The organism is Chungangia koreensis (assembly GCF_042651785.1).
Classification (GTDB): domain Bacteria; phylum Bacillota; class Bacilli; order Bacillales_A; family Planococcaceae; genus Chungangia; species Chungangia koreensis.
The window spans coordinates 66,125-91,688 of record NZ_JBHSEC010000020.1; the positions used below are offsets into that span (position 1 = coordinate 66,125).

Genomic DNA, 25,564 nt, shown 5'->3' on the forward strand with positions numbered 1-25,564 from the left:
CACCAATTAGTTGCGCAATGGCTTCCCTTTCATGAGCATATACTGCATTCTTTGCTGTGATTTCGGCTCCGCTACTAAGCTCAGGAATGCTTCACGCTCCAAGTCGAGTAAATATTGTTCATCCACTGCAGTTCCATATGGCACCTTGCCGCCTGATAGTACATATGCTAACTTTTTCGCAATCTTCAAATCGTGTTCGCTAATATACCCGGAGAGGAACATCCCTTCCGCCGCTAACAGAAGCGTTGCATATCCTGACTCTCCAGTGACTGGAACCTTTTCACGTTTTGGCGGTTGATAGCCACCTTCATATAACCGAAGCGCAGCTTGTTTTGCATCGTAGAGCAAGTGGTCGCTATTGACACTTACAGCATCTGCAAAGTTCAAGAAATTGTTTTCACGCGCTTCTTCAGCAGAAGTTGAAACCTTTGCCATCGCGATTGTTTCAAACACTTTATTCGCCACGAACTGATAATCGACTTGCACTCCGTGCGGTAGACCTTTTAAGTGCTTCATATAAAGCTCTTTGTTTCCGCCTCCGCCAGGAATCAGGCCGACGCCAGCTTCCACGAGACCCATATACGTTTCCATCGATGCTTGAATGTGAGCAGCCGGCAAGCACACTTCTGCGCCTCCGCCTAAAGCCATTCCGAATGGAGCAGCCACAACAGGCTTGCGGCTATATTTGATTTTCATCATGGCATTTTGGAATGCTTTGATCGTATAGTCAAGTTCAAAAATATTGTCATCTTGCGCTTCCATAAGAATCATTCCTAAATTCGCGCCGACACAGAAGTTACGTCCCTGATTCCCGATGACCAATCCTTTATAATTCTTTTCCACTTCTTCAACAGCGAAGTTGATCATTTGAATGATATCAAGACCGATCGCATTCGATTTGGAATGGAACTCAAGTAGAGCCACGCCATCCCCCAAGTCAACTAAACTTGCGCCAGAATTCTTCTTGATGACACCGTGCTTTTTCTTCCAGCGTTTCAAGTCAATCACTTTTTCATTAACCGAAACCGGCTTGTAGTCTTCTCCGTCAAAGAAATACACGTCTCCGTCTACTTCTTTATAGAAAGACTCATAGCCTTTGGCCAATAAAGACTCAACAAAAGCAGGAATTTCAGCGCCTTCCGCTTTCATCCGTTCAACCGATTCTTTTACACCGATTGCATCCCATACTTCAAATGGTCCCTGTTCCCAGCCGAATCCCCATTTCATCGCACGGTCAATTTCCACAATCGAGTCAGCAATTACACCGTTTAACTGAGCAGAGTAACGCAATGTCGGTGAAAGTATGCTCCAGAGCAGTTCACCTGTCCGGTCTTTCGCATGAACAAGCGACTTCACTTTCGCAGCCAAGCCCTTTTGCTGCTTAGCCATTTCAATGGAAGGCGTCTTCAACTTTTTCACTGGCTCGTATTCAAATGTTTCAAGGTTCAATTCTAAAATATCCTTGTCTTTCTTTTGGAAGAAACCTTGGCCGGACTTTGAACCTAACCAGCCGTTTTCAATCATCTTCCGTAAATAATCCGGCACGTCAAAGATTTCACGTTCTTCTCCTTCAGTTTGGTCGTAGACGTTCTTCGCGACATGTGCGAATGTGTCCAACCCAACAACATCTAAAGTACGGAAAGTAGCAGATTTCGGGCGGCCGATCAGTGGACCAGTAACCGAATCTACTTCCCCGACGGAATAACCGCGTGTGGTCATTTCGCGTAAAGTGACCAACAGTCCATATGTACCAATCCGGTTAGCGATAAAGTTCGGAGTATCTTTCGCCAGGACAACACCTTTTCCTAAGCGGTCCTCACCGAAAGTCACCATGAAATCTACCACTTCAGGTAGTGTAGAGGAAGCTGGAATAACCTCCAATAGCTTTAAGTAACGAGGCGGATTAAAGAAGTGCGTGCCCAGGAAGTGTTTCCTGAAATCTTCCGAACGACCTTCAGCCATTGCTTCGATACTGATACCGGAAGTATTTGAGCTGATAATCGTACCCTCTTTACGAACAAAGTCCAACTTGGAGAACAATTCTTTTTTCACATTTAATCTTTCAACAACGACTTCAATGATCCAGTCGACATCCTTCAATTTTTCTAAATCATCTTCTAAATTACCGGTGGTAATCAGTGATAGATTACTTTTCGAAGTCAAAGGAGCAGGCTTTTGTTTTAAAAGTTTTTGCAGCGCCCCTTCTGCAAAACGGTTCCTTACTGATTTGTCAGACAGTGTAAGGCCTTTCTTCTCTTCATCTGCTGTCAATTCCCTCGGTACAATGTCCAAAAGAACTACCGGGATACCGATATTCGCTAAGTGGGCAGCAATCCCAGAACCCATTACGCCCGATCCCAATACAGCCGCTTTATTGATTTGATATGACAAATGAAACGCCCCTTCCCCATTGAATGAATACTCATTCATTTTTTAGATAAAAAAATAAAACGCTTTCTTTTCATTTAGTTTATTCCAAAATAGTTATTTTCGCAATATTTAATGAACGAAAATGAATAAGATTTTTCCATTCAAGCATACTAACCCCGACAAAATACAAAAAAGGAGACCATCTTATGGGTTTATTTTCACAGGACTATACTTCCAATACTCGTGAACCGATTCTATTTCCGGAACCACCTAAGGCACTTTCGACGAAAGATCTTTCTTTTCTGACTGATATGCTTGACTGGAATCTATTAGCTGCAAAAAAAATGCGTGCCATGTCCAAACAATGCAAGATGCCTGACTTGAAAAAGGAATTTGAAGCTGCCGAGCAAATGCATGCTAAACACTATGATAAGTTGTTGCAATTCATGAAGGACAATGCTGGAGGTGCACAATCATAATGGAATCTTCGACTATCAAAAACCCGACCGCACAAGTACCCGATACTCCTGAAATGAATGATCGTGACCTCATTACAGATGCACTTTCAACCGAAAAACATTTAGCCAATTCATATGTTACTGCGTTGCACGAGGCGAGTCACGATGCTTTTTATCAATCGATTTTAGGAATCTTTGAAGATACATCGAAACAGCAACGAAATTTCTACGACTTAATGTTCCAACATGGTTGGTATTCCATTACTCCGGCACAATCAGCGGAAATTAAGCAAGCGGAGCAACAATTTACGACTTCAAAACAACAGTTGCAATAGCAAGCAAATATCTTTCTGCACGTACGGTTTCCGTGTACACTATTCCTAAAAGGAGGGAATAGTTCATGAAACCAATTACAACTGCAGACCAATTTAAAGAAGTTATAAACAGCAAAGAACCTGTCCTCGTTAAATTTGAGGCTGGATGGTGCCCGGACTGCCGACGGATGGATATGTTCATCGATCCGATTGAGCAAGAGTACACCCAATACACTTGGTACGAAATTAATCGCGACAACTTCCCTGAGATTGCTGAAGAGCAACAAGTGATGGGGATTCCAAGTCTTCTTATTTTCAAGGAAGGCGAAAAGCTTGCACACTTACACAGTGCCAATGCCAAATCGCCAGAACAAGTGACCGACTTTTTACAAAGTCAAAACGTGTAGTAAAACAATATTACAATAGAAGTGGCCATCAATTTATTTGATAAATTGATGGCCCTTTTTATTGTCTCAAAAATTTGAGGTATAGTAAAAATTCACGGAAACTTGGGCATTCTCATGATTGAAACATTAAAGTCTTGAATTAAAGACTTACATTTCTATTGATTCTATAGAACTATTACATAATGTTATGATTAACTACATATACACGAAAGTAGGTTTTGAAATGACTGAATATGTTCGCGGGGAATTAAGAGTCATGAATCAAGTCTTCTTGGCTTTTTTTTTAATTGCAAACTTTGCATTTTCCCTCTATTTAAGTAACAATGATTTCCCTTGGTTTGCTTTAGTGGGAGCACCTGTTGGCTTAGCTATAATTGTATATTGTTGGTCCGAAACTAAATATATGTTCTTCAACACTGCTTTGTTAGTTTCTACCCTGGTTTACACGGTTGTATACAATTGGGGTTCGATTTTTAGTGCTTAGTGTCATACTTAATAAGACCAGCCATGTGGGCTGGTCTTATTTTTTACAATTCTTTCACCATAAAAACTTGTGAGATATTCGTTTCCTTAAACCCAACACTCTTCAGGAAATCGACAGCTCTTCCATCACCTATCTGGAAATTGTAAGTAGTACGCTTAACGGGCTTTGTGAATTCCATTGCTTCAGCCAACAATGCTTTCAACGCAGACAAGCCTTCATCCGTTTCTTCAGCAACCGCCTGGAATAAGGTAATCCCTTCTATTTCTTTACCGTTCGTCTGTCGTTTGCGGAATAATACGGCAGCGATGACGTCATTCCCTCTCTTCGCCACCAAAACTTCTCCTCCAACTTTTGGGGTGTTGGCTGGATCGATTTGCCAAGGAACAACCGGATTAAAAATGGATGCGCCGATAGCTTGGAAAGCAGGGAAACGTTCGGTTGCAATCGCTGCAGGAGAATATTCGATCCTCCCCTCCTGTTCCAGGAATAATAATTGATCTTCGATATCATAACCGACACTTTGATAGAGGCGAATCGCCGGTTCATTCATTGACAAGGCTTCCAAAGTGGAGATATGAACTCCCTTTTCCCTGAGGACTTGTTCAGCTCCTTCCATAAGCTGCCTTCCGAGTCCTTTGCCGCGGTGTGAAGGGATGATTCCTGTTCCCCCATTCCATGAAATTTTCTTTCCGTCTACTTCCCTAATTCCTTGAAGAACAAATCCAATCGGCTTTTCATCCTCTAACATGACAACTGAACACTCCGGTGAAAGACCTTCATTGCCAAACCTCGCGACATATGCATCCAATGGCGGACTCATCGGAATCGAATATCCTTCGAATCCTTTATTAAAAAGTTCTGATGCTTCTTTAAACGATAAAGTGTCTAATGACTTAAAATGAATCATGTCCATTCCCCCGAATGATTGGTTTCCTTCCCTATCGGGGAAGGTTTAATATAAGTTCTATTTTAGTTGTCTGTTATCCTTTCATATAGAGGTGGTTTTTTTGAAAGTTTTGCTCGAAGTCGAAGGTCAATCTCAATACAGTGAACAGATTGACGAAAGGTACCGGAATTCTGCATGCGGTCCAGTTACTGCTTCCATTCTGATGAAACATCACGGACAGGAGCGCTTATCGGCCAATGAACTTTATAAGCTGTTACATACAACGAAAATTGGGTTATTCAAACGACATTTCATTAAAAATATGAGGCGGATTTTAGGCAACGAGTGGATTGTTGAAGAAACCCTTATTGAAGGCGTAAAAAAAGAACTTTGCGCTGGCAGGCCGGTTGCCGCAAAGTTCGATCGCTATTTTTCATTCAGATGGATGTCTACTTTTGAATTTTCATATCATTGGGTTCCAGTGATTGGCTTTGAGGAAACTGAATATGATCTATGTTTGTATATCCATGACAACGGCGGAAGAAACAGATCCAGCCGGATTCGGAAAATTTCTTACAGCAAAAATGCTGCCATTCTATCATTTGTCAGGATTTCGCCGAAATAACTCCTTTAAAGCTAACTTTAAAGAAGAGAAACTCGATACATCTCCGAATGATACGCATAATTGAACAAAAGTCTGAGCGATTGCCGGTGTAACTCCGCTTACTATCGGGCGGATACCTAAAAGCCTCAGTGCTTCGAACAACTGAAATAGTTGCTGGGCAACAAACGTGTCGATCGCTTGTAGTCCGGATACATCGATGATCAACGTCCGCACTTTCATGTCATATGCTTCACGTAGTACCCGTTCCCTTAACATATTGCCCCGTTCCGTATCAATTGTCCCAATTAATGGAAGAATCGCAATGTCATCGTTGATCGATACGAGGGGGACGGACAATTCCGTCACCATTTCCTTAGAACGTGCAATTACTAACTTTTCGTATTCTACATATTGGTTTGAGAAAAAGTAAATATAATCATGGATCACAGAATCTAAGATCGTTAAGATTTCATATAATTCCGCAACACTAAAGTTCTTTTCAATAACTTCATATTTAATGAAACTGCCTATGGTATTTCGGTAATGAGGCACTTCCCGCACAAACATGTCGAGGGACCCAAAGTTACTATGCGACATCGCATAACCAGCAGCCGTACCTTCTTCTCTCGCCCGGCTAACCCGCTCTTCCTCAGAAGAGGTCATACAATCCGCAATGAGAGTAATGAACCTCTTCCTTATTTCAATCAGTTCATCTTCAAAAATGAAAAACTCAGGATATCTCATATTCTGCTCATTCGTGATCGCTTCGGTTAACATATCAACTTCAGCAAGGATAGATACACGAATATGCTCCTTAAACTTCTCCAAAAAAGTCACCATCCTAAGCGAATTATGAAATAAGAGTTACCGCTTGCCGTGCAACACTGCCAAGTCCTGATGCTTCTAATTCCTGTAATAACTCTTCATTGAAAACTGGAAGTGAAAGGTCTTTGATGTCTACTTCAATTGGACAATCGCAGTGTATGACTGCAAGTTTTTTTGAAAGGTGAAGCATTTCTAAGTTCTCTTCAATTTTCTTTCGCTGTGATGGAGTCAGTTCGTGTAAAGATTCCAATACTCCATCTACCGATCCATATTTTTGGATGAATTGAAGTGCAGTTTTTGGTCCAATTCCCTTTACACCGGCGTAGCCATCGCTGGAATCACCCATGAAGGCTTTCACATCCGCAAAAGCATGAGGAGCAATTTGGTATTCTTCAACAAATCTCTCATGCGAGTATATGTCATATATGTTAAATCCTTTTTTCGTAAAAGCAATTTGAACATTTGGTTTCAGTAATTGAAGTAAGTCTTTATCTCCGCTAATTATCGTGATTTTCGCATCATTGTATTTTTTTGTGATCGTACCGATCAAGTCATCCGCTTCCATCCCAGGTTCGCCGAAGTTCTTCCATCCCATCATTTCTGATACATTCCGTGCCATATCGAACTGAGGCTTCAACTCTTCAGGCGGTTCCGGGCGGTTCGATTTATATCCTTCATACAGATCATTTCTAAATGTATAAGCGCCCATATCCCAGCAAACTGCCAAGTGGGTCGGTTGAAAAATTGTTTGCGCTGTCATGACATGGCGAGCAAAACCTGATACGCCATTCGTCGGGATTCCATCTGCATTTCTAAAATATTGGCCACGGACCGCAGTCGCGAAAAACGAGCGGAATAGGAGTGCCATTCCGTCGACGAGTAAAATATGCGGTTGTTGGGTAGTTTCGTCCATTCCGGATTCCTCCTATCTGTCTATTATCTATGATACCGTATTATAGATATTGGAGATACCACTTTCTTTTGGTAATAGATTTTTCATATACACATTAAATAGTTTCCTCCTACCTATAAAGAAAAAAGCAGACCCTGTTGATGTAGGCGAGTCTGCTTTTACAAGATTTAAAATGCTGTTATTTGGTAAGCATCCAACACAAATTGAGGGATGAGGAAGCGAGCTGTCATTAAGGGATCTACCACTTGGCTGACTTGAGCCTGACCTACTGCACTCATTAGCATTGTCGCATCTTCCAAGCTCAGGTCTGTATTATTTTTCAAGAAATGGACCGCTTGTTTTGTTGCCACTTTAACCGCTTCGTCCAATGTCTCTTTTGACGCAATAAACGATAGTCCTTCTTCGTATTTAACGATTGGATGTTCGATGGATTCGCCCTTAACAACTTCAAGTTTAAGGATAGCAGAACCAGCAATTTCAACACCGGTACCACTTATTTCCCCATCCCCCATCGCAGCGTGAAAATCACCTAATGCGAACAATGCACCGTCCACAAAGACAGGTAAGTATAATTCCGAGCCTTCTTTTATAATCGTTGTATCCATATTGCCGCCATGAGAATCAGGTGTGCCACAAGAGATATCCCGGTGTTCAGGTGCAACCCCGATCACACCAATCATCTTTTGTATTGGGAATGTTATTTTTTCATTGAAGATGACCTGTTCCTCTCTGATTTGGACGATTCTCTTCGTCATTTGATCGAATTCACCTATTAGGCTTAGGTTAGGGCCAGCGAGCAGTACTCCTTGGTCATTGATGTTAATCTTCTCGATTGTCACTTTTAGAATATCGCCTTTTTTTGCCTGATTCACATAGATGGGACCCGTAGCAGGATTGACCCGTTCCCAGTCAATTGCTTCAATCGTGTCGTCCTCTGTCTGGATTTGATTGGATAGAGCGTCGATCGTTTCAACCTCAATAGTCTCTCCACTATCCACAAATTTTGCTGGTTTATTATTCTTTGAAAATGCAAATATTGTATTTCCTTCTGCAGCTAATTTTTTCATCTATACTCCCTCACTTCTCAATTTTGATGGTTTGTACTCTCCGACTTATCGTAATTTTAATTTGATATCATCTCGTTGATCTTTATAAATGACTGTAAATTGGAATTCGTCTTCTTCGTAAGTATCGAAATTTACAGTTCCCACTAAAAATGATATCGTATTCTCTTCTATCTTTGTTTTCATACCGCCAACATTCCCGGTTATTACACCATCTCTGCTTTTAAATTCGATATCCATATCTGATAAATCGATGTTCGAAACATCAAGTGTTTTTGGCTCCAACTGTACCCAATTAACCTTTTTTTCCGCATACTCTGCAGGATCGTATTGATACTCTATTTTCCATTCATCCCCTTCTCCGGAAAAAATGACCTTTTCCATTGGAACAGTTTGAACAGGCGGTGAACATGCAGCTAATAAAAACAAAAGAACAAACCCTATCCCCTGAAACCTCTTCACTATAAAACTCCTTTCATATTCTAAAAAAGAGCGCAAATCTTTGTAGGAAGATCAGCGCTCTTGTTGTTTAAATGGTTTACACCACTTCCGTATGGAAAATAGCTTTCATATGATCAATGGCTGCTGGTCCTTTATCACTGAATGTAGCAGATCCTTTTTTATGGATCACTGTTTTAAAGCCTTCAGCATCTGCACCTGCAACCGTCATGAAGTTACAAATATCCGTACAAACACCTGCGACGTGTACTTTATCGATTCCGCGTTTGCGGAGTTCTTCCGCCAATCCTGTATTATGGAATGCATTGTAATTTTCTTTCGGCACATATAGAACACGTTGGTCCGACTGGTGTTCTTCAAACCATTCAGCAAGTTCTCCATAGAGTTTTTGCCCTTCTGTGCCAACCACATTATGTGCTGGCCAAAGCTTGAAGTGCGGATCATTTTCAGCATGAGCATCCATCGCCACTACAACGGTGCCATCATTTTTCAAAAAGTCATCCGCAATGTTCCGGATATACGGAACAATTTCTTGTGCTGGTTTTCCTGCCGTCAACGTACCAGTGTCAGCTACAAAATCATTACTCATGTCAACGATAATTAAAGCTTCATTTTTCATCATGAAACCTCCAAATATAAATAATAATGTACATATCCACTATACATTAGTTTTTCACAGTTTCGTATAAATACTGCTGTACACTCTCGATGTCTTCGCTGAAAATCCGATCTTCTGTAATGGATGGTGCGATTTTTCGAAGTTCCTTCCATTTTTCATGAAGGGACGGTGACATTTTCTCCACTCCGCGATACTCGCATCCTTGAATGGCACAGAATGCTTCAATCGCCAATACCCTCCGTGCGTTTTGGATAATAGCATACGCATGCCTTGAACCGATCGTCCCCATACTCACATGGTCTTCCTGGTTAGCTGATGAAGGAATAGAATCGACCGATGCGGGATGTGCCAATGTTTTATTCTCTGAGACCAAGCTGGCCGCGGAATATTGCAAAATCATGGCTCCGGATTGAAGTCCCGGTTCAGGGCTTAAGAATGGCGGAAGTCCCTCATTTAAATGAGGATTGACTAAGCGTTCGATCCGCCTTTCCGAAACATTCGCAAGTTCAGCCACACCCATTTTTAAGAAATCCATTGCAAAGGCAATGGGCTGTCCATGAAAATTACCACCAGACAATACAAGTCCGCCATCATCGAAAATTAGCGGGTTGTCCGTCGCAGCGTTCATTTCTATCTCCAACTTCTCTTTAACATAGTTCAATACTTGCCAACTCGCTCCGTGGATTTGTGGAATGCATCGGATTGAGTAGGCATCCTGAACACGTATTTCCCCTTGCCGTGTCGTTAACCTACTTCCATCCAACCATTTAAGCATCCGTGCAGCGACTTCAATTTGCTCCGGATAGCCGCGTGCAATATGGATTGCCGGATTAAATGCATCCGTAATTCCATGTAATGCTTCCATCGTAAGTGCCGCAATCCACTCGCTTTGGTAAGCGAGACTTTCCGCTTCGATATAGCTGAGCACACCTTGAGCGGTCATGGCCTGAGTTCCGTTAATGAGTGCAAGACCCTCTTTTGCTTCCAAAACGATCGGATTGATTCCATGCTCTTTCCAGATTTTAGCTGAAGGAACGTAATTACCGTCTCGCCAAACGGAACCTTCACCTAAAAGCACTAATGCCAAGTGGCTTAAAGGAGCCAAGTCGCCGGAAGCACCTAAAGACCCTTGCTGTGGAACGACCGGATGGATATTGTGATTAATCATATAAACGAATCGGTCCAATACTTCTTGGCGAATACCGGAATGTCCTTTTAATAGTGCGTTTAGACGAAGCACAAGCATGGCTCTGGAAACAAGTTCTGGGAACGGTTCCCCGACTCCGCAAGCATGTGAACGGATTAGATGAAGTTGAAGGGCTTTCGTGTCTTTCTCTTCAATTGCCACGTCACTGAATTTGCCGAATCCCGTATTAATCCCATATACGATACGTCCCTCGCGCACAATCTTATCTACCGCTTCCCTACTGTTGGCAACCTTCTTTAATGCCTCTTTACTAAGCGAGACTTGTTCATTGTTGAATAAAATGCGCTTTAAATCTTTTATAGCTAACGTATGACCAGTCAGTTCAATCATTAGATCCCATCCTATGAAAAGACGACTGGCTGTCTGCCAATCGTCTTAGTTTTATTACTTCAAATTATAGAGTTGGAATCAATCGAATACAATGAATAATTGTAAAATATTAACATATTAAAGTGTTAGCAAGCTGTTATGATGAAGCACTAAATAACTGATACGCCTTTTTTCCAAACTGATTTAACATGGTTCACACCGAATAAGTATTGAAGCTCTTGATAATTGGATACATTCCACAGTACTATATCTGCCTGTTTGCCCACTTCCAGAGATCCAACCTTTTCCTCCATACCAATTGCACATGCAGCGTTATACGTAGCTGCAGTTAAGGCTTCAGCCGGTGATATCCTCATAGAAATGCACGCCAGATTCATAACAAGCGGCATAGAGGTAGTTGGTGAAGAACCCGGGTTGCAGTCTGTTGAAATGGCAACTGGTACGCCTGCATCAATCATTTTCCGTCCCTTTGCCGCCTCCTCACGAAGGAATAGTGCAGTCGCCGGCAGTAGACAAGCGATGACTCCTGCTTCAGCCATTTTCTCGATGCCCTCATCTGAAGCTTTCAATAAATGTTCTGCTGAAATCGCTCCGATCTTTGCCGCAAGCTCCGCCCCGCCATACGGCTCGATTTCATCCGCATGGATTTTAGGGATTAAACCATATTTCTTGCCGGCTTCCAAGATTCTCTCCGACTGTTCAGGAGTGAATACTCCAACTTCACAAAACACATCATTGAAAACGGCCAACTTTTCACTCGCTACAGCTGGAAGCATTTCGTTGATGATTAGGTCAACGTAATCTTCTTCACGTCCCTTGAATTCAACCGGAACTGCGTGAGCACCCATGAATGTCGGAATGATATCTGTTGGATGTTCCTCGTTTAGCCTTTTCACGACTCTCAGCTGTTTCAATTCATTCTCCACATCTAAACCATAGCCGCTCTTAGCCTCTACTGTCGTGACCCCGTGTTTCAGGAAGGAGTCCAGTCTTCGTTTCGCCTGTACGACAAGCTCATCCTCTGGCGTTTGCCTGGTCATGCGAGTCGTGGAATGAATTCCTCCACCCGCATTCATAATTTCCATGTAAGTGGCGCCTTCCAGCCGCATTTCAAATTCCCGCTCTCGGCTGCCTCCATATGGAAGATGCGTATGCGGATCGACAAGTCCAGGTGTTATTAAATGCCCGGTCGCGTCTATAATCTCTGCTTCTTCCACCCGGTCCTTATACTTTTCCGCCAGTTGTGCCGACGTTCCGACCGCTTCGATGATTCCATCCTCTATCCACAGACTACCGTCCTTAAGTATTGATAGCTCACTCATCTGCTCTTTTATTCGTGGACCTTTGCTGGACTGGGCTAATGTCGCCAGTTGTGCTGCATGCCTGATCCAGATCGGTTTACTCATTTCATCGCCTCCGTTTTCAACATTGGGATGTTAACCCCTTTTTCACGTGCTGTTTTCTCTGCCAGTTCGTACCCTGCGTCTACATGGCGCGCAATTCCCATTCCAGGGTCGGAAGTGAGGACTCGCTGCAAACGTTCCTCCGCGTCTTTTGTTCCATCTGCCACGATGACCATACCCGCATGGATGGAATACCCCATCCCGACGCCGCCACCGTGATGGACGGACACCCATGTCGCTCCACCTACTGCGTTGATCATGGCGTTCAATATCGGCCAGTCCGCCACTGCATCGGAACCGTCTTTCATCGCTTCCGTCTCCCGGTTAGGAGATGCTACTGAACCTGAGTCGAGGTGATCACGCCCGATGACAATAGGAGCCTTTAATTCACCTGAAGCAACCATGTCATTAATGATTTTTCCGAAGCGAGCACGCTCCCCGTAACCGAGCCAGCAAATGCGGGAAGGAAGTCCTTGGAATTGGATTTTCTCCCGAGCCATACGGATCCAGTTACATAAGTTCTCGTTATAGCTGAACTCACGCAAGATCACTTCATCCGTCTTGTAAATATCCTCCGGATCACCGGAAAGGGCTACCCATCTGAACGGCCCTTTCCCTTCACAGAATTGTGGGCGAATATACGCCGGCACAAATCCTGGGAAATCGAATGCCCGTTTTACTCCCTCATCCTTCGCAACTTGACGGATATTGTTTCCATAGTCGAATGTTATGGCGCCGCGATCCATCATATCGATCATTGCTTGGACATGTGTCGCCATGGACGTCTTCGAACGTTTTACATACTCCTCAGGACGTTCATTTCGGAGTTCCGCTGCCTCTTCGAGTGTCATGCCAATTGGTATATAGCCATTTAGCGGATCATGGGCTGAGGTCTGATCTGTTAGGACATCCGGAATAAAACCAGTTGTCAGCATTTCAGGCAGTACTTCCGCTGCATTCCCTAACAAGCCGATCGAAAGCGGCTTTCCTTCTTTCTTCGCTTCATTCGCAAGGCGGATCGCTTCTTTAAGGGAATCCGTTTTTGTATCCAAATAGCGAGTTTCAATCCTGCGATCGATTCTTGATTCATCGACCTCCACCGCGATACAGACACCACCTGCCATCGTGACTGCCAACGGTTGTGCACCACCCATTCCGCCAAGTCCAGCGGTCAATGTAATCGTTCCTTTCAAGGATCCTCCGAAATGTTGACGTCCCGCTTCAGCGAATGTCTCATATGTACCTTGGACAATCCCTTGGGAGCCAATGTATATCCAGCTTCCCGCCGTCATTTGCCCGTACATCATAAGGCCTTTTTTATCGAGTTCATGGAAATGCTCCCAGTTGGCATACGCAGGAACCAAATTACTGTTGGCGATAAGGACCCTTGGTGCATTCGTATGTGATTTAAAGATGGCCACCGGTTTCCCAGATTGGACCATGAGTGTCTCATCATTCTCAAGATTCTTTAACGAGCGGACAATCGCATCGAACGCTTCCCAGTTTCGGGCAGCTTTACCGATTCCGCCGTATACGACTAAGTCTTCCGGCCTTTCCGCTACATCCTCATCCAAGTTGTTCATCAGCATCCGTAGTACCGCCTCTTGCTGCCACCCCTTCGTGTTCAGCTCCGTTCCCCTATAACGGACCACACGTTGTGAATTCTCTCCCATAACATTCCCTCCTTTGTATTCTCCCTTCCATTCTATATGGAATCACGGAAAAGGTTTAGAGATTAGTTGTTGTTTTTTGAAAATTTCTATTATGGTAGTTTGATAAAGGAATGAAGGATTGGGAGAGTTGTGGTGCGATAGGCGACAGAGAATGGGGTGAGAGACGACAATAAATGTTTGAAATTCTTCACATGAAAGGTAGTCAACATGTATGTGCAAGGTAGTCGACAAATCATTCAATATGGAATGCCAGAACAGTTAAGAAGCTGCCTCTTCATGAAGCAGCTTCTTTTACTTCCCTTCGCGTATCTTTTCTCGTATATCAGGAGGAAGATATTCATTTAAGGAATAGTCTATTTCATCGCCGTCTTCTGTGGCCAGCTGAACAAGCAATGACTCTTTTTCGGAATTCGGCTTTAAGTCATGTACTTTAATCGTGATTGCTTGCACGCCATTTCGTTTTGGACGTCCGACTACTACAATTTGATTTCCTTTTGTATAGACCTTTGTTATTTCGGTTTGAAAGGCAACAATATATAAATCCAAATCATCACTTTGGGACATCTCTACGTTGATTCCTAAATTCCCCTCAAAATCGTACCACCCGGACAATCCGAGATCAAATGCAGTAAATAATCGATGCAAAGCAAAATGGACTCTGGTTGGAACATAACTCCAACGTCCTACAGAACTATGCCAATCTGCTTTAAAGGCTGGGCGTTGATAATCTGGCTTATCCAGAATTACTTGAAATGGAATCTGGGTTCCTGTTGAGATCACTTTGGAAATGGGAAATTGAATGGTAGGAAAGGGCCGTTCTTTCCAGGGTGGATCTTCGATGTCTACCGCCTTCTCAGGTTCAAGAGATTTTAGCCTTTTCTCTAATTGTTCAACTGAGTTTTTGCTCGCATTGACGGAAGGCGAAAAGAATACAGCAATCATCAAACATACCAGAATTTTATTCAGTATTTTTCTCATGGTCATCTCTCCAGTAGGGCACTTTCGAATATTGTGTCCTACCTTTTAAATGACATACAAAAAAAGAACCGTACTCTGACGGTTCCATTCAATAGTTTTTATTGACTTAACATCTCTATTGCCACGTCTATCGGAAATGCTTCAATAAAAGACTCAAGTGTGCTTTTAGAAAATGTTCCTTGTATCAAAATGGAGAATGTATGCCCCTGGAAATCCATCGTCCTAAAAGCACTTGAATAGGTTTTCCCACTATCCCATCCTGCTCGAAGTTCCCACTCCCCGAAAGATTCCGGTTCACTGTTAAATGGCATTTTAACTTCTTGCGAGATGATCTGTAGATACAAATCTTCCTCGTCTTTCTTTACGTCTACTTGAATTACATTTTTCTTTAATTCATCATTAGAGAATTTTTTAATCTCTCCAATATTACCTTTCGTTGGATCAAAATCATCCATTGGATTATATCTAAAACTCGCAATGCTTAGTTGAAAACCACTGCTTTCTAATGCAGAAATGAAGGGTTGTGATTCTTCTTCCGTCATAACCCGTTCCAGATTTAAAACAGTTTCCAAGTTTCCGGTGACATCTGATTGGTACGTTTTATACTCTCCGAATTTCAGCTCTTTCCGATGTTCCATGGATTCCATTTCGTATGCATTGTCGTTTGTTTCCTTTAATGCAGTTATAAAACTTTCATCTTGATGTTCATTAACAAAATCAACAACTAACTCAATAACTTTTAGTATGGGCCCTGCATCCACTTGATTCATATTGTCTTCAGTTGAGTGAATAGCTGGATACTTTTCCTGTGATATATTAATTGCCTGATAATGCTGATCTAAAAAAGATACATGATCACTACGAAGAGAAATACCATCTTCGAGTATGTGGTGCAGCTGTACATCGCTTTTTTTAGCCAATGCAGTCAGTTGTTCACTTAAATTGGCACTTCCGCTATTAGAACCGGTTATCGAAATTCTTCCACCATCTTTGTAACCAATGCAATCCAAATTTATATTGGCCATCGAATCATACTGTGATGAGATTTCATCTACAAAAGCCTGGCTGCCCAACAGTCCACTCTCTTCTGCATTGAATGCAGCGAAGAAAATGTCCGAAGAGAATGGCTGACTCTTTGATTGCTCAGCTAACTCTTCAGCAATATTCAATAAAGCTGTCAACCCACTCGCATTATCAATACTTCCCGGTATAGTCTCCGCTCCAACCTTCCCTACATGGTCGAAGTGTGCGGAAATGATAATGGCTCTTTTTTCGCCAGAGTTCTCCCCCGCTATTTTCCCGATTACATTATGGGCAGTGATCGGTGTACGGCGGCCTGAATAGATTAGACCTACTTTTTTTATCTTTTTCTCGTTTTCTTTCAGATAAGCATATAAAGTCTCTGTTATTTGGAATAAACCACTTTCAGGATTATAGGCTGTTAAAACCTTGCTGAAAGATTTACTTTTTACAAATTGAACACGGATCTGTTCAGAAGGTGGCAGCTGTTTTTCCGTCACCAAAATATTATTTTTGCTCTCTTGAAAACTGATCGGTAATTCAACATGTATGTTTGGTTCTGAAGATCTTTCCAACCAGTCTTTCCCGTAAATAAACTCCTGCTCGGTGCCATCCTGCATATGTATAACTAAACGTTTTTCTATTTCATCCGGATTCAAGAAAAGCATGTTGAATGGCTGCAAATAGTTTTCTCCGAATACAGGCTTCAGTTCAAGTGTTTTATACCTTTTCACAATCTCATCTCTTACTTTTTCATTTGCCGCTGTACCTGTTTGCCTTCCTTCAAATTCGTCCGAAGACCAGTATGCAACTTCGTTCCAAATTGCCTCTTCAGGTGAAACTTTTTCCTCTTCTGAGCACCCGGTTAAACTCAAGAAAAGTATTATTAAAATCACAAATAACCTGAAATGATCCTTCAATCCCATTCCCCCTCATTATCTATCTATAGAAAATATTTCCACAAACTGTACGCAAATTCCTTTTAATCATTTCTTTTTATTCCAAAAAAGCTGCCTCCACCTTTGGAAGCAGCTAACAAACTTTATTTCAGTTTTATCTTCACATCACCATAAATCCAATTTGGATGGGCGGTTAATTTATATGTGAGTGGGTTCTTGTATGGTTCATCGGGAAGCTCCAATCCCCAATCCCCATATTCTCGTCCTGTCGTTTGCCATGAGCTAAATCCGTTAAAATTTTTCCCGTCAGCATCCTTCGCCTCGCTAAAAGGAAAATGCTTAAACCCTTTTTCATTCCTAAACTTGAATACGATACTTTTTTTGTTTCCAGGATCTCCATCGTTAACTATGTCACCATTTACTATATCAATTAATTCATACCGATTATCTTCCGGCTGCTTTAAAATTTCCTTTCGTTCTGTATCAAGAACTAATTCAGTTTGATCCTTATCCAATGCCATGATTTTGTTGAAATAAAGAGTTAAATTCTTTGCCTGATCGAAGTAATTACTTTGTAAGTAATAAATAACTTCATTATCACTAATATGTGAGGCTGTTACGCCATTCTGTATAGAAGACCATATTTCACCACTTTGGTTGGCAATCCGTAAATCTTCGAATCCGAAGATTTTCATCGTATTTTCAGGATCGAATTTTACCTTTATTTCTGTACTGAGAGGGTTTATTGTCACCGAATCAACCGTAATCTTCTGATCCTTGACTTCCACCGTTTCATTCAACGAGTAAATTTTTCCTTCCTTGCCCAGATCCTTATAAGTAAATGGGATATCGATTGTCTGAATCTCGGTGCCTTTCTTGATATTAAAGCTAAGTAACAAATTTTGTGATTTAATTTTTTCTTTCCATTGAATAGTCGCTGTTGTGAAACCATTTAATGCCGAATCAAGACTATAGCTAATTGTTCCTATTGGAAGAGTTTCGTTAGAATGCTCATCCAGTACCGTGAGACTTTCTATCTGGCCATTTTGACTGTTATACGAGTCAATCGTATAAAAGAGCACCATTCCCGTATCATCCCCAATAATTCCGTCCAACGTAACACTGATTCCATCCTTCGTTTCCGTCACCCCGACTGGCTGGTAGTAATCATTTTTAATTGCCGCTTGCAGTCCTTTATTATCCGATACGATAGCGACCAATTTTTCCATACCTGGTATTGAAGCGACTGCTTGTGCGAATGCAGGAGAGACGCGTATGGAGGTGATCAGTACCAAGAACAGGACTGCAGCTGCAGCAATGGATAGGAAACTTTGTTTTTGGATCTTACGTCTACGATTCGATTTTTCCTTTTTGGCTCGGTCATAACCTAACTTAATCGCTTGATCCAATTTATCAAAAGGGATGTCCGTTTGCTCGATGGACTGTTTCCAAGTCGCTAATTTCTCTTCTTCGTCCTTAAACATGTTTCGTTTCCCCCTTTTCTTCAAAGTGCCTTCGTAGAGCAATTAGTGCTCGATGCAATTTTGTCTTGATCGTTCCTTCCGGCGCTTCCCACAAATCTGCAATCTCTCTAATTTTCAAGTCTTGAAAATACTTTAAACGAACCAGTTCTTGCAGATCTATTGGCAATGTATTAAGTGCCTCTTCCACTTCTAAGTACGTATGGTCTTGTTCCATACCGGTCATTGATTGCAGTTCATCCTGAGTAATCTCCCGCTTTTCTTTTTTTAGAACATCATTGCAATAATTCATGATGATTCTCGTCAGCCATGTCCTAAAGTACTCAGGCTTTTTCAATGAACGGATACTTTTATACGCACGATAAGTTGTTTCCTGTACAGCTTCCAATGCTTTATTTTCATCCTTCAAATAGGAAATCGCCGTCCTGAATAGTGCTTCCTTATGTAGGTGGATCAGAGAAAGAAAGGCTTCATCGTCCCCTTTTTTCGCTCTCTTCACCAGTTCTGTCTCGGTCAAAATGTACACCTCTCCCCCTGTGTTCAATAATTAGACTGGCAATGACGGAAAAAGTTTTCTTAAGTACGGAAATATTTTCTAAATTATATTCTGTTAAAGTAATCCAAGAAAAGTACCCATCAAAAAAGTGTCAACCCACTAGGATTAACACTGTAAGCTTTATATATCAGAGATTGTTGTTAAATCAAATGTTCGTGTCTCTTTATGTCCATCGTTATAATCTTCATCATGCATGAATACATCGTAAATTAATTGATTGCCTTCAATCTTAAAATCCGCCACTTCTTCCCGATCAGAGAGTTCAATCACAGGTGTGAGTTCAAGTGTATCCAAATTCAGATGATAGACATCTCCACCACGCGTAACAGTACCATACGTGTAGCCTATTATCATTAACAAGGAGTCATTATCAAACCACTCGATTTGTTTTGGAGTCCATTGTCTTCCATTTAGTTCAATGTTTTCAAATGTATTGTTACTCACGTTCTTCAAGACGATCGTTCCCACTGATTCAAATTCTCCATAGCCTTCCAGCAACACTTCTTTATCACCATTCGGCGATGGGATCCATGGGTTCGGATCATTTGGCTCTGTTTCACGTTCAACCCGTTTAAATTGATACGGCACCTCGAGTACAGTTATATAAGTCGCTTCTTCATTCGGCCATTGTGCTTTTATAGTAAAAATATAGCTGCCCGTTTCATAAGGGACATTGAAGCTATCTGACTCAACGGGCACTTTCTCCGCCCCGTAGTGAACCGTAATATAAGGATCGTTGTCTATATGAATCATTACTTTTTCTTCAGGATTAACACGTATAGGAGTGAGTTGCTGAGCAAATTCACTAAGTGGGATTCCTTCCAGGTTATCTTCATTTAAAATCAGTTCATGTTCGGTTCCATTAATAGTAATAAAACCTTTAATAAGTGGAGTTTTCTCAACCTTCTCTTCCTTCTTTTCAACCACATCTATCTTTTCGGTCCCTGACTTTTGCCCGCCTTCCGTCCCACAAGCTGCTAATAGAAATGCAGAGAATAGCAGGAGCATCAATTTTCGCAAAACCTTTCAACTCCATTTCATCTTCTTTACGGATTAGACGAAGGTTTAGATTGATTTGTTACGACCTTAATGAAATACCTTTCGCGTGTCGACTACTTACCTAATAGTTGTCGACTATTTACTACATACATGTCGTCTACCTACAACTTGTTTGTCGACTACCTACCGAAGGAGGGTCAGCCACTTAAATAACCGCAGTATTGTCGACTATCGCACTATATTTTGTCGTCTATCACACTATTCCTTGTCGAGTATCACAGCATTCTTTGTCGTCTATCAACTTTATCAAAAAAAAACGACCACCAACTTGTGATGATCGTACCTTCATAACTATTCAAGGCCACTAATGTTCAATTCTTTCACCGGCAAGAACATCTCACCAGTATCCATGTACACCGCTTCGATTTGATCGCCTTCTTCCAAGTAGATGGCAAGCGGAGAAGTCTCGGAGGATACGACAAAGTTCTGTTTGTTATCTAAGTAGAACGATATTAACGTATAGTCGCTGACTCGCTCTTTGAAGACTCGGACAACAGAGCCGGATACGTTTTTATCTTCCCCTTGAGTGGTTCCATCAACCGAGCTGCCGCCACGCTGCAACGCCGTCTTATATAACTTCAATGCTTCATTCGGTGTTGTTGCGTATGCGGAAATTTCAGGATTAGCCGCAGATACGATGAAGTAGTTTTGCAGGAATCCATTCGAGTCAAGAACCGGTGTCAACCAGCTTGCCTCACCATAGAAATTGTAGAGAACCGGCATCTCTCCGTGCCACTCTTTCTCGATGAACCGCTTCTCGATAATCTGCAGTGCTCCGGCGGAATCCATATAAGACTCTTCTAAGTTCCCTGTGTAATACGTAGATTCGCCTGTACGGCCATTCGTCAATGAGTAGCCAAGCATCGAATCCACACCTTCTTTCGGACTTGTAAAGTCAGTGAAGTAATACATCACTCCGTCCTCACCAAAGATCGGACTCACATTCGCTTCCGTCCCCTCATCCGAAGGAATTTTCACGTCCTTCTTTCCGAACTTGCTGTTCCAGAAACCATGGACATAATTTCCGTAATAGCTATTTTGCAAGCTGACTGCTTCAGGGGCAACTGCACCGTCGATAAATTCAGGCACCTCATCTAAAGAGAATGTTTCTGTATCACCTGTTGCCGGATCTACCATGACGATACCATGTACCGTAAATCCGTTACGAGCAGAAATGAACTCCCCATACGAACGGATATAATGCGGTTTCCCCTCATCATCAATCTCCAATTGAGCATCCCCATGGAAAATTGCATTCGGGTTATTCATCCGCATATGACGCTCTAAGTTCTTGTGGAAATAAGACGAAGGCGTGTAAGCCATTTCACTTTTAATGAATTTTGGATTATCCGACGAGTCTGTCGCACTCATCGTAAAGTAACCTGGTGTCGTATCACCGTTCAACCAGCGGAAGAATCCGGAAAATTCAACCGGTGCTATATAAACAAATTCACCAGCTACTTTTTGAATCTGAAGCGAACCTAATTCATAATAGCTTGTATTCGGCACTTGTCCGAACGCTTTTCTCATTTTATTACGAGCAAAGTCAGGAGGTACACTTGCCGGAGTTTTCGTTTCGTCGAATGGCGTAATTTCTTCTTTTTGAGCCATTTCAACCGACTCATACTTTTCATCCGCATTGAATAAAGGAGCCGTCATTATATAAATCCCAAAGACTAATGAACTTAGGAAGAGAACCCCTTTAACTTTCTGCTCCATACCTTTCGATACGAACATTCCAAGTCCTGTTACAATTATTGCCAAAGGCCATAATGATGACCAGTTACGATCTTGATTTGTAAAATAATAGAGAATAAAAGCCCCGATTGTAAAGAGCAGGACTAAAACTATAATCGAAACTACACCAATAGAAAATGGTTTAGGCTCTGTCTCATCTTCTTTTGTAAATAATGGCAAGATGAGAACTGTAGTGATGATGCCGACAATTAGTGAAAACAATAATATGCTACCCATTCAATCCCTCATTTCTAAGTTGCTACTCATTCTACGGTTGAATGGGAAGAAAGATTCACAAAAATAAAGGCACAGAACTTTCTGTACCTTTAGCTGATTTCCTACTGTTGATTGACTCCATAGATTAGAAAAACGGAATTCAACATCATCTTTTCCATCTGTCTGATTTCAATCCCTGAATGATCGACCATCTTCAGAATATCTCTATTTTGGTGACAGCCAATGAATTTCACAGATAATCCGTCCAACCGGTTTTGAAGCCATGCGTAAGGCTGTTTCGAACTCAAACCATGTTCGAGTAGCAGAATGTTTCCATTAGGCTTCACCCAGCTCTTCATTTGCTTAAGAACCTCTTCCGGGTCCTTATAAGCGCATAACGATAAAGTGGAAACAACCGTATCAAAAGTATTTTCCTGGAACATTAAGTTCTCCACGTCAGATACCAAGAATTCGCATTCCACTCCATATTCCTCAGCTGCTTCCTTCGCCTTCTCAATCATCTTCTGGCTGAAGTCCACCGCTGTCACATGAACATCTACAGGATAAAACGGAAAATTATTTCCTGCACCTACAGATACTTCAAGGACTTTTCCAGTGGCTGTTTCAACAATCTGCTTCGTTCTTCAGCATGTTGTAATTTCCTTCTCCGCTTCTCATACGAATTCGCCTGGCGATTAAAAGTCTGAATCACTTTTGGATCTGCCATTTAACTCTCCCCTCATCTAAAAGGATATTCGGTTACTTCATTGATTATTGTTATTGTATTCCTTATTACAAGTTAATACGTTTGTTAATCAAAATCGTTCCATTCTTTTACAATAAAATCTGATATTGAGAATCTGACCTGAACGCCGGATTCTCTTTTGCACCCCGCTGCTATTCTTTTGCGGGTAAAAGAGTATCTTTTGCAGGTTTACAGAGATCTTTTGCAACTCACCTAAACTTTGTCTTGCCTTTTACACCTTATAGCCGTTCTTTTGCATTTGTCGGGCTATCTTTTGCAGGTCCTACCAAATGTTCTGCAGGTTTAACAAGTTCTTTTGCAGTTCACTACAGTTCTTTTGCGACTCGTCAAAAAAAGCTCTCCAGAACGTTTTCTGGACAGCTCACTTTAAGTTCCTCTTACTTTTTTTCCAATATATAATCAAACAACTCATTCCAACTATCAATCCTTGGCAATTCTAAGTGACGATTGTATGGCTGGTTCTTCAAAAACACTTTTGTTCGTGGATTTTTCAATGTCTCAACCACTGCAGGTTTATCGTCAAAGTAATAATCGAGTTCAAGTTCTTCAATGATGTGAACTTTTTCATGATCATCCATACCGTAAAAGAAACGTTTTGGATGAACAGGAAAGCCCGCTTTGATCATCCAGTCCATCGTCCGTTCTCCAAATTCTTTTGAACGGGCGGTTATGTAGTAGATTTCATGCCCTTCCCGCTCAAGCTTTTGAAGTGTATCCACCGCATCCGGATAAGGGGGACATTCTGAGAAATAAATATCTTCAACATGGTCCATCCACATTTTCTTGCCCTCATCATCCGTCATGCCGAATGGCTCGTGGATTTCTACACGGTTCAGTGCGTGGAATTCATCGATTTGAATATCTTTATTCAATTTACGGTTGTATATGTGGAAAGCATGCTCACGCAGCTGGATGAGCGTGTCATCAATGTCGAATCCAAATTTCATTCTTCATCACCTGTATATTCCGGATAGCCGACAAACTTGAAGTCTGGTCCAACCTGAGTGACTGCGACATTCTTCAACTGAATTGCCTCTTTCATCAATGCTGCCCCAGCACCTTCCAAAAATGTCGGAGCAAATTGGCCGCCAATCAGTTTGGGTGCGAAGTAATGTACCACTTTGTCGACTAAACGATTCTCTAAAAACGCTGAATGGATAGAGCCGCCGCCTTCTATCAACACCGATGAGATGCCCCGCTCTCCAAGAATGCGAACAACTTCTTTCGGTTCTGTATGTACAGCTCCTGTAGTCGGTATAACCTCAACGCCTAATGTCTCCAAGGCACTCCGTTTTTCGATGTCATATTTTTCAGAGGTGAAAATTATCGTTTTCGCCTGGCCATCGTTTAACACTTTAGCGTCCATCGGAATCCGAAGGGTTGAATCCATAATGATCCGGATTGGATTCCGTCCATTCGGAATACGTGTCGTCAATTCAGGATCATCCGCAATGACTGTATTGACTCCAACCATAATCGCCATATGTTCATTTCTTAATACATGGACATCATGCCTTGCTTCCGTGGAAGTGATCCACTTGCTATCACCCGTGTAAGTAGCAATCTTCCCGTCCAATGTGCTCGCTGCCTTCATTGTCATAAACGGCTCTTTCGTTACAATGAATTTATTGAACACTTCGTTCATTTTCCTGGATTCCTCTTCCAAAATCCCTACCTCAACCTCTATACCGGCATCTCGAAGGATTTTAACGCCATTCCCAGCCACTATCGGATTCGGGTCAAGTGTCGCAATGACCACCTTGTTCAAGCCTGCTTCTACTATTGCAAGTGCACACGGACCTGTCCTTCCATAGTGGGAGCAAGGTTCAAGGGTCACATATATAGTTCCGCCTTTCGCCTGCTCACCCGCCATACGAAGGGCATGTATTTCGGCATGTGGTTCTCCCGCTTTCATATGAGCCCCAAAACCGACAATCCGATTATGGTTCACAATGACTGAACCGACTAAAGGGTTCGGATCCGTTTGACCTTTCATGGACCTTGCATTCTTCAATGCCAGGTCCATATAAAACTTATGGTTAGTCATTCGAACAAGCCCCTTCAGCTTTTTCCTTCCCGATATGCCCAGATCGGTTCACTTTTGTTTGCAAGTACTGTTCATTGAATTCTGTTTCTCCGCCCCATAACGGTACTCGATGAGACAATACCATGCCAGCTTCTTTCAACGCTTCCACTTTTTTTGGATTGTTTGTCATCAGCGTCACCGGTTTTGAACGTAACGTCTTAAGGACTCGGATGGCATCATCATAGTTACGCGCATCATCCACAAAGCCGAGGGCAATATTCGCTTCGACTGTATCATATCCGTTTTCTTGCAAAACATAAGCCATCGCTTTGCTGAACAAACCGATGCCTCTTCCCTCGTGGTTCGCTAAATAGAAGAGCGCACCATTTCCATGATCTACAATGTTCTGCATAGATTGCTTCAATTGGAAGCCACAGTCACAACGTTGGCTTCCGAAAATATCACCAGTATGACAAATCGAATGGAACCGGATTAAGGCCTCCTCAGAGTTTTCAAAATCTCCGTATACTAAAACGCTGGACTGTTGATATTCAGCCAAATTTGCAGAAGAAAGCTTATCAATAATCTCTTGATAGTCATCTGTTAATTCACATTGATTCAACCAACAGTACCATTGAAATACGACAGTCTCCCCATAAAGATTTACGGGCAGACGGATCGGGCCGACCAAATAGATGGCCCCTTCATCTGTTGGTATCGTTTGTATTTTATCTTTCAACACATTTAAAGCAGCTGTTTCAAGATTTGCTTGTGTCATTATCATCATCCTTCTGTATTCAGTCATTTGGT

General features: G+C 42.0%; 25 protein-coding genes. 4 read left to right on the plus strand and 21 right to left on the minus strand.

The genetic code is table 11. The features are described from left to right. Positions 1 to 6: 6 nt before the first annotated feature. Positions 7 to 2,430, minus strand: coding sequence for a 3-hydroxyacyl-CoA dehydrogenase/enoyl-CoA hydratase family protein (locus ACFOZY_RS13315; RefSeq protein WP_378156316.1), 2,424 nt, complete (start codon positions 2,428 to 2,430; stop codon positions 7 to 9). A 146-nt stretch (positions 2,431 to 2,576) separates the two neighbouring features. On the opposite strand from ACFOZY_RS13315, the gene ACFOZY_RS13320 reads away from it, so the two are divergent. The 3 genes from ACFOZY_RS13320 to ACFOZY_RS13330 all read left to right on the plus strand — a co-directional run bounded on the left by ACFOZY_RS13320 (position 2,577) and on the right by ACFOZY_RS13330 (position 3,549). Beyond that, positions 2,577 to 2,849: a hypothetical protein gene (locus tag ACFOZY_RS13320; RefSeq protein ID WP_378156318.1), complete on the plus strand. Its 273-nt coding sequence runs from the start codon at positions 2,577 to 2,579 to the stop codon at positions 2,847 to 2,849. After that, positions 2,849 to 3,163, plus strand: coding sequence for a spore coat protein (locus tag ACFOZY_RS13325; RefSeq protein ID WP_378156320.1), 315 nt, complete (start codon positions 2,849 to 2,851; stop codon positions 3,161 to 3,163). Before ACFOZY_RS13320 ends, ACFOZY_RS13325 begins: the two co-directional genes overlap by 1 nt. 65 nt (positions 3,164 to 3,228) lie before the next feature. Then, positions 3,229 to 3,549, plus strand: coding sequence for a thioredoxin family protein (locus ACFOZY_RS13330; protein ID WP_378156322.1), 321 nt, complete (start codon positions 3,229 to 3,231; stop codon positions 3,547 to 3,549). A 527-nt stretch (positions 3,550 to 4,076) separates the two neighbouring features. Here the strand turns inward: ACFOZY_RS13330 and ACFOZY_RS13335 are convergent. Continuing rightward, positions 4,077 to 4,940, minus strand: a complete 864-nt coding sequence (locus tag ACFOZY_RS13335; protein WP_378156324.1) for a GNAT family N-acetyltransferase — start codon at positions 4,938 to 4,940, stop codon at positions 4,077 to 4,079. 100 nt (positions 4,941 to 5,040) lie between these two features. Here ACFOZY_RS13335 and ACFOZY_RS13340 point away from each other — a divergent pair, with 100 nt between their 5' ends. Then, positions 5,041 to 5,544, plus strand: coding sequence for a C39 family peptidase (locus ACFOZY_RS13340; protein ID WP_378156326.1), 504 nt, complete (start codon positions 5,041 to 5,043; stop codon positions 5,542 to 5,544). Here the strand turns inward: ACFOZY_RS13340 and ACFOZY_RS13345 are convergent. From ACFOZY_RS13345 to ACFOZY_RS13435, 19 genes are all read right to left on the minus strand, one after another. After that, the gene (locus tag ACFOZY_RS13345) at positions 5,518 to 6,351 is read right to left on the minus strand and encodes an STAS domain-containing protein (protein WP_378156328.1); all 834 of its coding nucleotides are present in this window, start codon (positions 6,349 to 6,351) and stop codon (positions 5,518 to 5,520) included. The two genes, ACFOZY_RS13340 and ACFOZY_RS13345, sit on opposite strands and share 27 nt — an antisense overlap. A gap of 22 nt (positions 6,352 to 6,373) precedes the next feature. Beyond that, positions 6,374 to 7,261 carry a 5'-3' exonuclease gene (locus tag ACFOZY_RS13350; protein WP_378156330.1) on the minus strand — a complete coding sequence of 296 codons (888 nt, stop codon included), beginning with the start codon at positions 7,259 to 7,261 and terminating at the stop codon, positions 6,374 to 6,376. A 167-nt stretch (positions 7,262 to 7,428) separates the two neighbouring features. Further along, complete coding sequence (locus ACFOZY_RS13355; RefSeq protein WP_378156332.1) at positions 7,429 to 8,328, minus strand: acetamidase/formamidase family protein; 900 nt, start codon at positions 8,326 to 8,328, stop codon at positions 7,429 to 7,431. 45 nt (positions 8,329 to 8,373) lie between these two features. Then, positions 8,374 to 8,787: a hypothetical protein gene (locus tag ACFOZY_RS13360; protein WP_378156334.1), complete on the minus strand. Its 414-nt coding sequence runs from the start codon at positions 8,785 to 8,787 to the stop codon at positions 8,374 to 8,376. A 76-nt stretch (positions 8,788 to 8,863) separates the two neighbouring features. After that, positions 8,864 to 9,406 carry a cysteine hydrolase family protein gene (locus tag ACFOZY_RS13365; RefSeq protein WP_378156336.1) on the minus strand — a complete coding sequence of 181 codons (543 nt, stop codon included), beginning with the start codon at positions 9,404 to 9,406 and terminating at the stop codon, positions 8,864 to 8,866. 43 nt (positions 9,407 to 9,449) lie between these two features. Next, a complete protein-coding gene (hutH, locus tag ACFOZY_RS13370) occupies positions 9,450 to 10,940 on the minus strand; it encodes a histidine ammonia-lyase (RefSeq protein ID WP_378156338.1) in 1,491 nt (496 codons plus the stop codon). A 149-nt stretch (positions 10,941 to 11,089) separates the two neighbouring features. Then, a complete protein-coding gene (gene hutI, locus ACFOZY_RS13375; RefSeq protein WP_378156340.1) occupies positions 11,090 to 12,346 on the minus strand; it encodes an imidazolonepropionase in 1,257 nt (418 codons plus the stop codon). Continuing rightward, complete coding sequence (hutU, locus tag ACFOZY_RS13380) at positions 12,343 to 14,016, minus strand: urocanate hydratase (RefSeq protein ID WP_378156342.1); 1,674 nt, start codon at positions 14,014 to 14,016, stop codon at positions 12,343 to 12,345. Before hutU ends, hutI begins: the two co-directional genes overlap by 4 nt. Positions 14,017 to 14,307: 291 nt before the next feature. Next, positions 14,308 to 14,994, minus strand: a complete 687-nt coding sequence (locus ACFOZY_RS13385) for a hypothetical protein (protein WP_378156345.1) — start codon at positions 14,992 to 14,994, stop codon at positions 14,308 to 14,310. A 98-nt stretch (positions 14,995 to 15,092) separates the two neighbouring features. Beyond that, entirely contained in the window at positions 15,093 to 16,934 is a 1,842-nt protein-coding gene (locus tag ACFOZY_RS13390; protein WP_378156348.1) for a M28 family metallopeptidase, read from the minus strand. Positions 16,935 to 17,056: 122 nt separating this feature from the next. Beyond that, the gene (locus ACFOZY_RS13395) at positions 17,057 to 18,397 is read right to left on the minus strand and encodes a DUF4179 domain-containing protein (RefSeq protein WP_378156350.1); all 1,341 of its coding nucleotides are present in this window, start codon (positions 18,395 to 18,397) and stop codon (positions 17,057 to 17,059) included. Then, a complete protein-coding gene (locus ACFOZY_RS13400) occupies positions 18,390 to 18,911 on the minus strand; it encodes a sigma-70 family RNA polymerase sigma factor (RefSeq protein WP_378156352.1) in 522 nt (173 codons plus the stop codon). Before ACFOZY_RS13400 ends, ACFOZY_RS13395 begins: the two co-directional genes overlap by 8 nt. A 159-nt stretch (positions 18,912 to 19,070) precedes the next feature. Then, a complete protein-coding gene (locus ACFOZY_RS13405; protein ID WP_378156354.1) occupies positions 19,071 to 19,970 on the minus strand; it encodes a DUF4652 domain-containing protein in 900 nt (299 codons plus the stop codon). 330 nt (positions 19,971 to 20,300) lie between these two features. Beyond that, positions 20,301 to 21,983, minus strand: coding sequence for a hypothetical protein (locus ACFOZY_RS13410; protein ID WP_378156356.1), 1,683 nt, complete (start codon positions 21,981 to 21,983; stop codon positions 20,301 to 20,303). 101 nt (positions 21,984 to 22,084) lie between these two features. Continuing rightward, positions 22,085 to 22,594, minus strand: a complete 510-nt coding sequence (locus tag ACFOZY_RS13415) for a class I SAM-dependent methyltransferase (protein WP_378156805.1) — start codon at positions 22,592 to 22,594, stop codon at positions 22,085 to 22,087. Further along, complete coding sequence (locus ACFOZY_RS13420) at positions 22,552 to 22,689, minus strand: hypothetical protein (protein WP_378156358.1); 138 nt, start codon at positions 22,687 to 22,689, stop codon at positions 22,552 to 22,554. Before ACFOZY_RS13420 ends, ACFOZY_RS13415 begins: the two co-directional genes overlap by 43 nt. A gap of 416 nt (positions 22,690 to 23,105) precedes the next feature. Next, positions 23,106 to 23,675 (minus strand): 5' nucleotidase, NT5C type, encoded by a 570-nt coding sequence (locus tag ACFOZY_RS13425; RefSeq protein WP_378156360.1) that lies wholly within the window; start codon positions 23,673 to 23,675, stop codon positions 23,106 to 23,108. Further along, on the minus strand, positions 23,672 to 24,775 hold the full coding sequence (gene ribD / locus ACFOZY_RS13430; RefSeq protein WP_378156362.1) for a bifunctional diaminohydroxyphosphoribosylaminopyrimidine deaminase/5-amino-6-(5-phosphoribosylamino)uracil reductase RibD: 1,104 nt from the start codon (positions 24,773 to 24,775) through the stop codon (positions 23,672 to 23,674). The genes ACFOZY_RS13425 and ribD overlap by 4 nt, the downstream gene beginning before the upstream one ends. Next, positions 24,768 to 25,532 (minus strand): GTP cyclohydrolase II, encoded by a 765-nt coding sequence (locus ACFOZY_RS13435; protein ID WP_378156364.1) that lies wholly within the window; start codon positions 25,530 to 25,532, stop codon positions 24,768 to 24,770. Before ACFOZY_RS13435 ends, ribD begins: the two co-directional genes overlap by 8 nt. Between the last annotated feature and the right edge of the window lie 32 nt (positions 25,533 to 25,564).

What these genes read in the sequence shown, in the direction of transcription:
- ACFOZY_RS13315 (WP_378156316.1), bottom strand. Translation starts at nt 2,430, where the DNA reads ATGAATGAGTATTCATTCAATGGGGAAGGGGCGTTTCATTTGTCATAT.
- ACFOZY_RS13320 (WP_378156318.1), top strand. Translation starts at nt 2,577, where the DNA reads ATGGGTTTATTTTCACAGGACTATACTTCCAATACTCGTGAACCGATT.
- ACFOZY_RS13325 (WP_378156320.1), top strand. Translation starts at nt 2,849, where the DNA reads ATGGAATCTTCGACTATCAAAAACCCGACCGCACAAGTACCCGATACT.
- ACFOZY_RS13330 (WP_378156322.1), top strand. Translation starts at nt 3,229, where the DNA reads ATGAAACCAATTACAACTGCAGACCAATTTAAAGAAGTTATAAACAGC.
- ACFOZY_RS13335 (WP_378156324.1), bottom strand. Translation starts at nt 4,940, where the DNA reads ATGATTCATTTTAAGTCATTAGACACTTTATCGTTTAAAGAAGCATCA.
- ACFOZY_RS13350 (WP_378156330.1), bottom strand. Translation starts at nt 7,261, where the DNA reads ATGGACGAAACTACCCAACAACCGCATATTTTACTCGTCGACGGAATG.
- ACFOZY_RS13355 (WP_378156332.1), bottom strand. Translation starts at nt 8,328, where the DNA reads ATGAAAAAATTAGCTGCAGAAGGAAATACAATATTTGCATTTTCAAAG.
- ACFOZY_RS13365 (WP_378156336.1), bottom strand. Translation starts at nt 9,406, where the DNA reads ATGATGAAAAATGAAGCTTTAATTATCGTTGACATGAGTAATGATTTT.
- hutH (WP_378156338.1), bottom strand. Translation starts at nt 10,940, where the DNA reads ATGATTGAACTGACTGGTCATACGTTAGCTATAAAAGATTTAAAGCGC.
- hutI (WP_378156340.1), bottom strand. Translation starts at nt 12,346, where the DNA reads ATGAGTAAACCGATCTGGATCAGGCATGCAGCACAACTGGCGACATTA.
- hutU (WP_378156342.1), bottom strand. Translation starts at nt 14,016, where the DNA reads ATGGGAGAGAATTCACAACGTGTGGTCCGTTATAGGGGAACGGAGCTG.
- ACFOZY_RS13385 (WP_378156345.1), bottom strand. Translation starts at nt 14,994, where the DNA reads ATGAGAAAAATACTGAATAAAATTCTGGTATGTTTGATGATTGCTGTA.
- ACFOZY_RS13395 (WP_378156350.1), bottom strand. Translation starts at nt 18,397, where the DNA reads ATGTTTAAGGACGAAGAAGAGAAATTAGCGACTTGGAAACAGTCCATC.
- ACFOZY_RS13410 (WP_378156356.1), bottom strand. Translation starts at nt 21,983, where the DNA reads ATGGGTAGCATATTATTGTTTTCACTAATTGTCGGCATCATCACTACA.
- ACFOZY_RS13420 (WP_378156358.1), bottom strand. Translation starts at nt 22,689, where the DNA reads ATGGCAGATCCAAAAGTGATTCAGACTTTTAATCGCCAGGCGAATTCG.
- ACFOZY_RS13425 (WP_378156360.1), bottom strand. Translation starts at nt 23,675, where the DNA reads ATGAAATTTGGATTCGACATTGATGACACGCTCATCCAGCTGCGTGAG.
- ribD (WP_378156362.1), bottom strand. Translation starts at nt 24,775, where the DNA reads ATGACTAACCATAAGTTTTATATGGACCTGGCATTGAAGAATGCAAGG.
- ACFOZY_RS13435 (WP_378156364.1), bottom strand. Translation starts at nt 25,532, where the DNA reads ATGACACAAGCAAATCTTGAAACAGCTGCTTTAAATGTGTTGAAAGAT.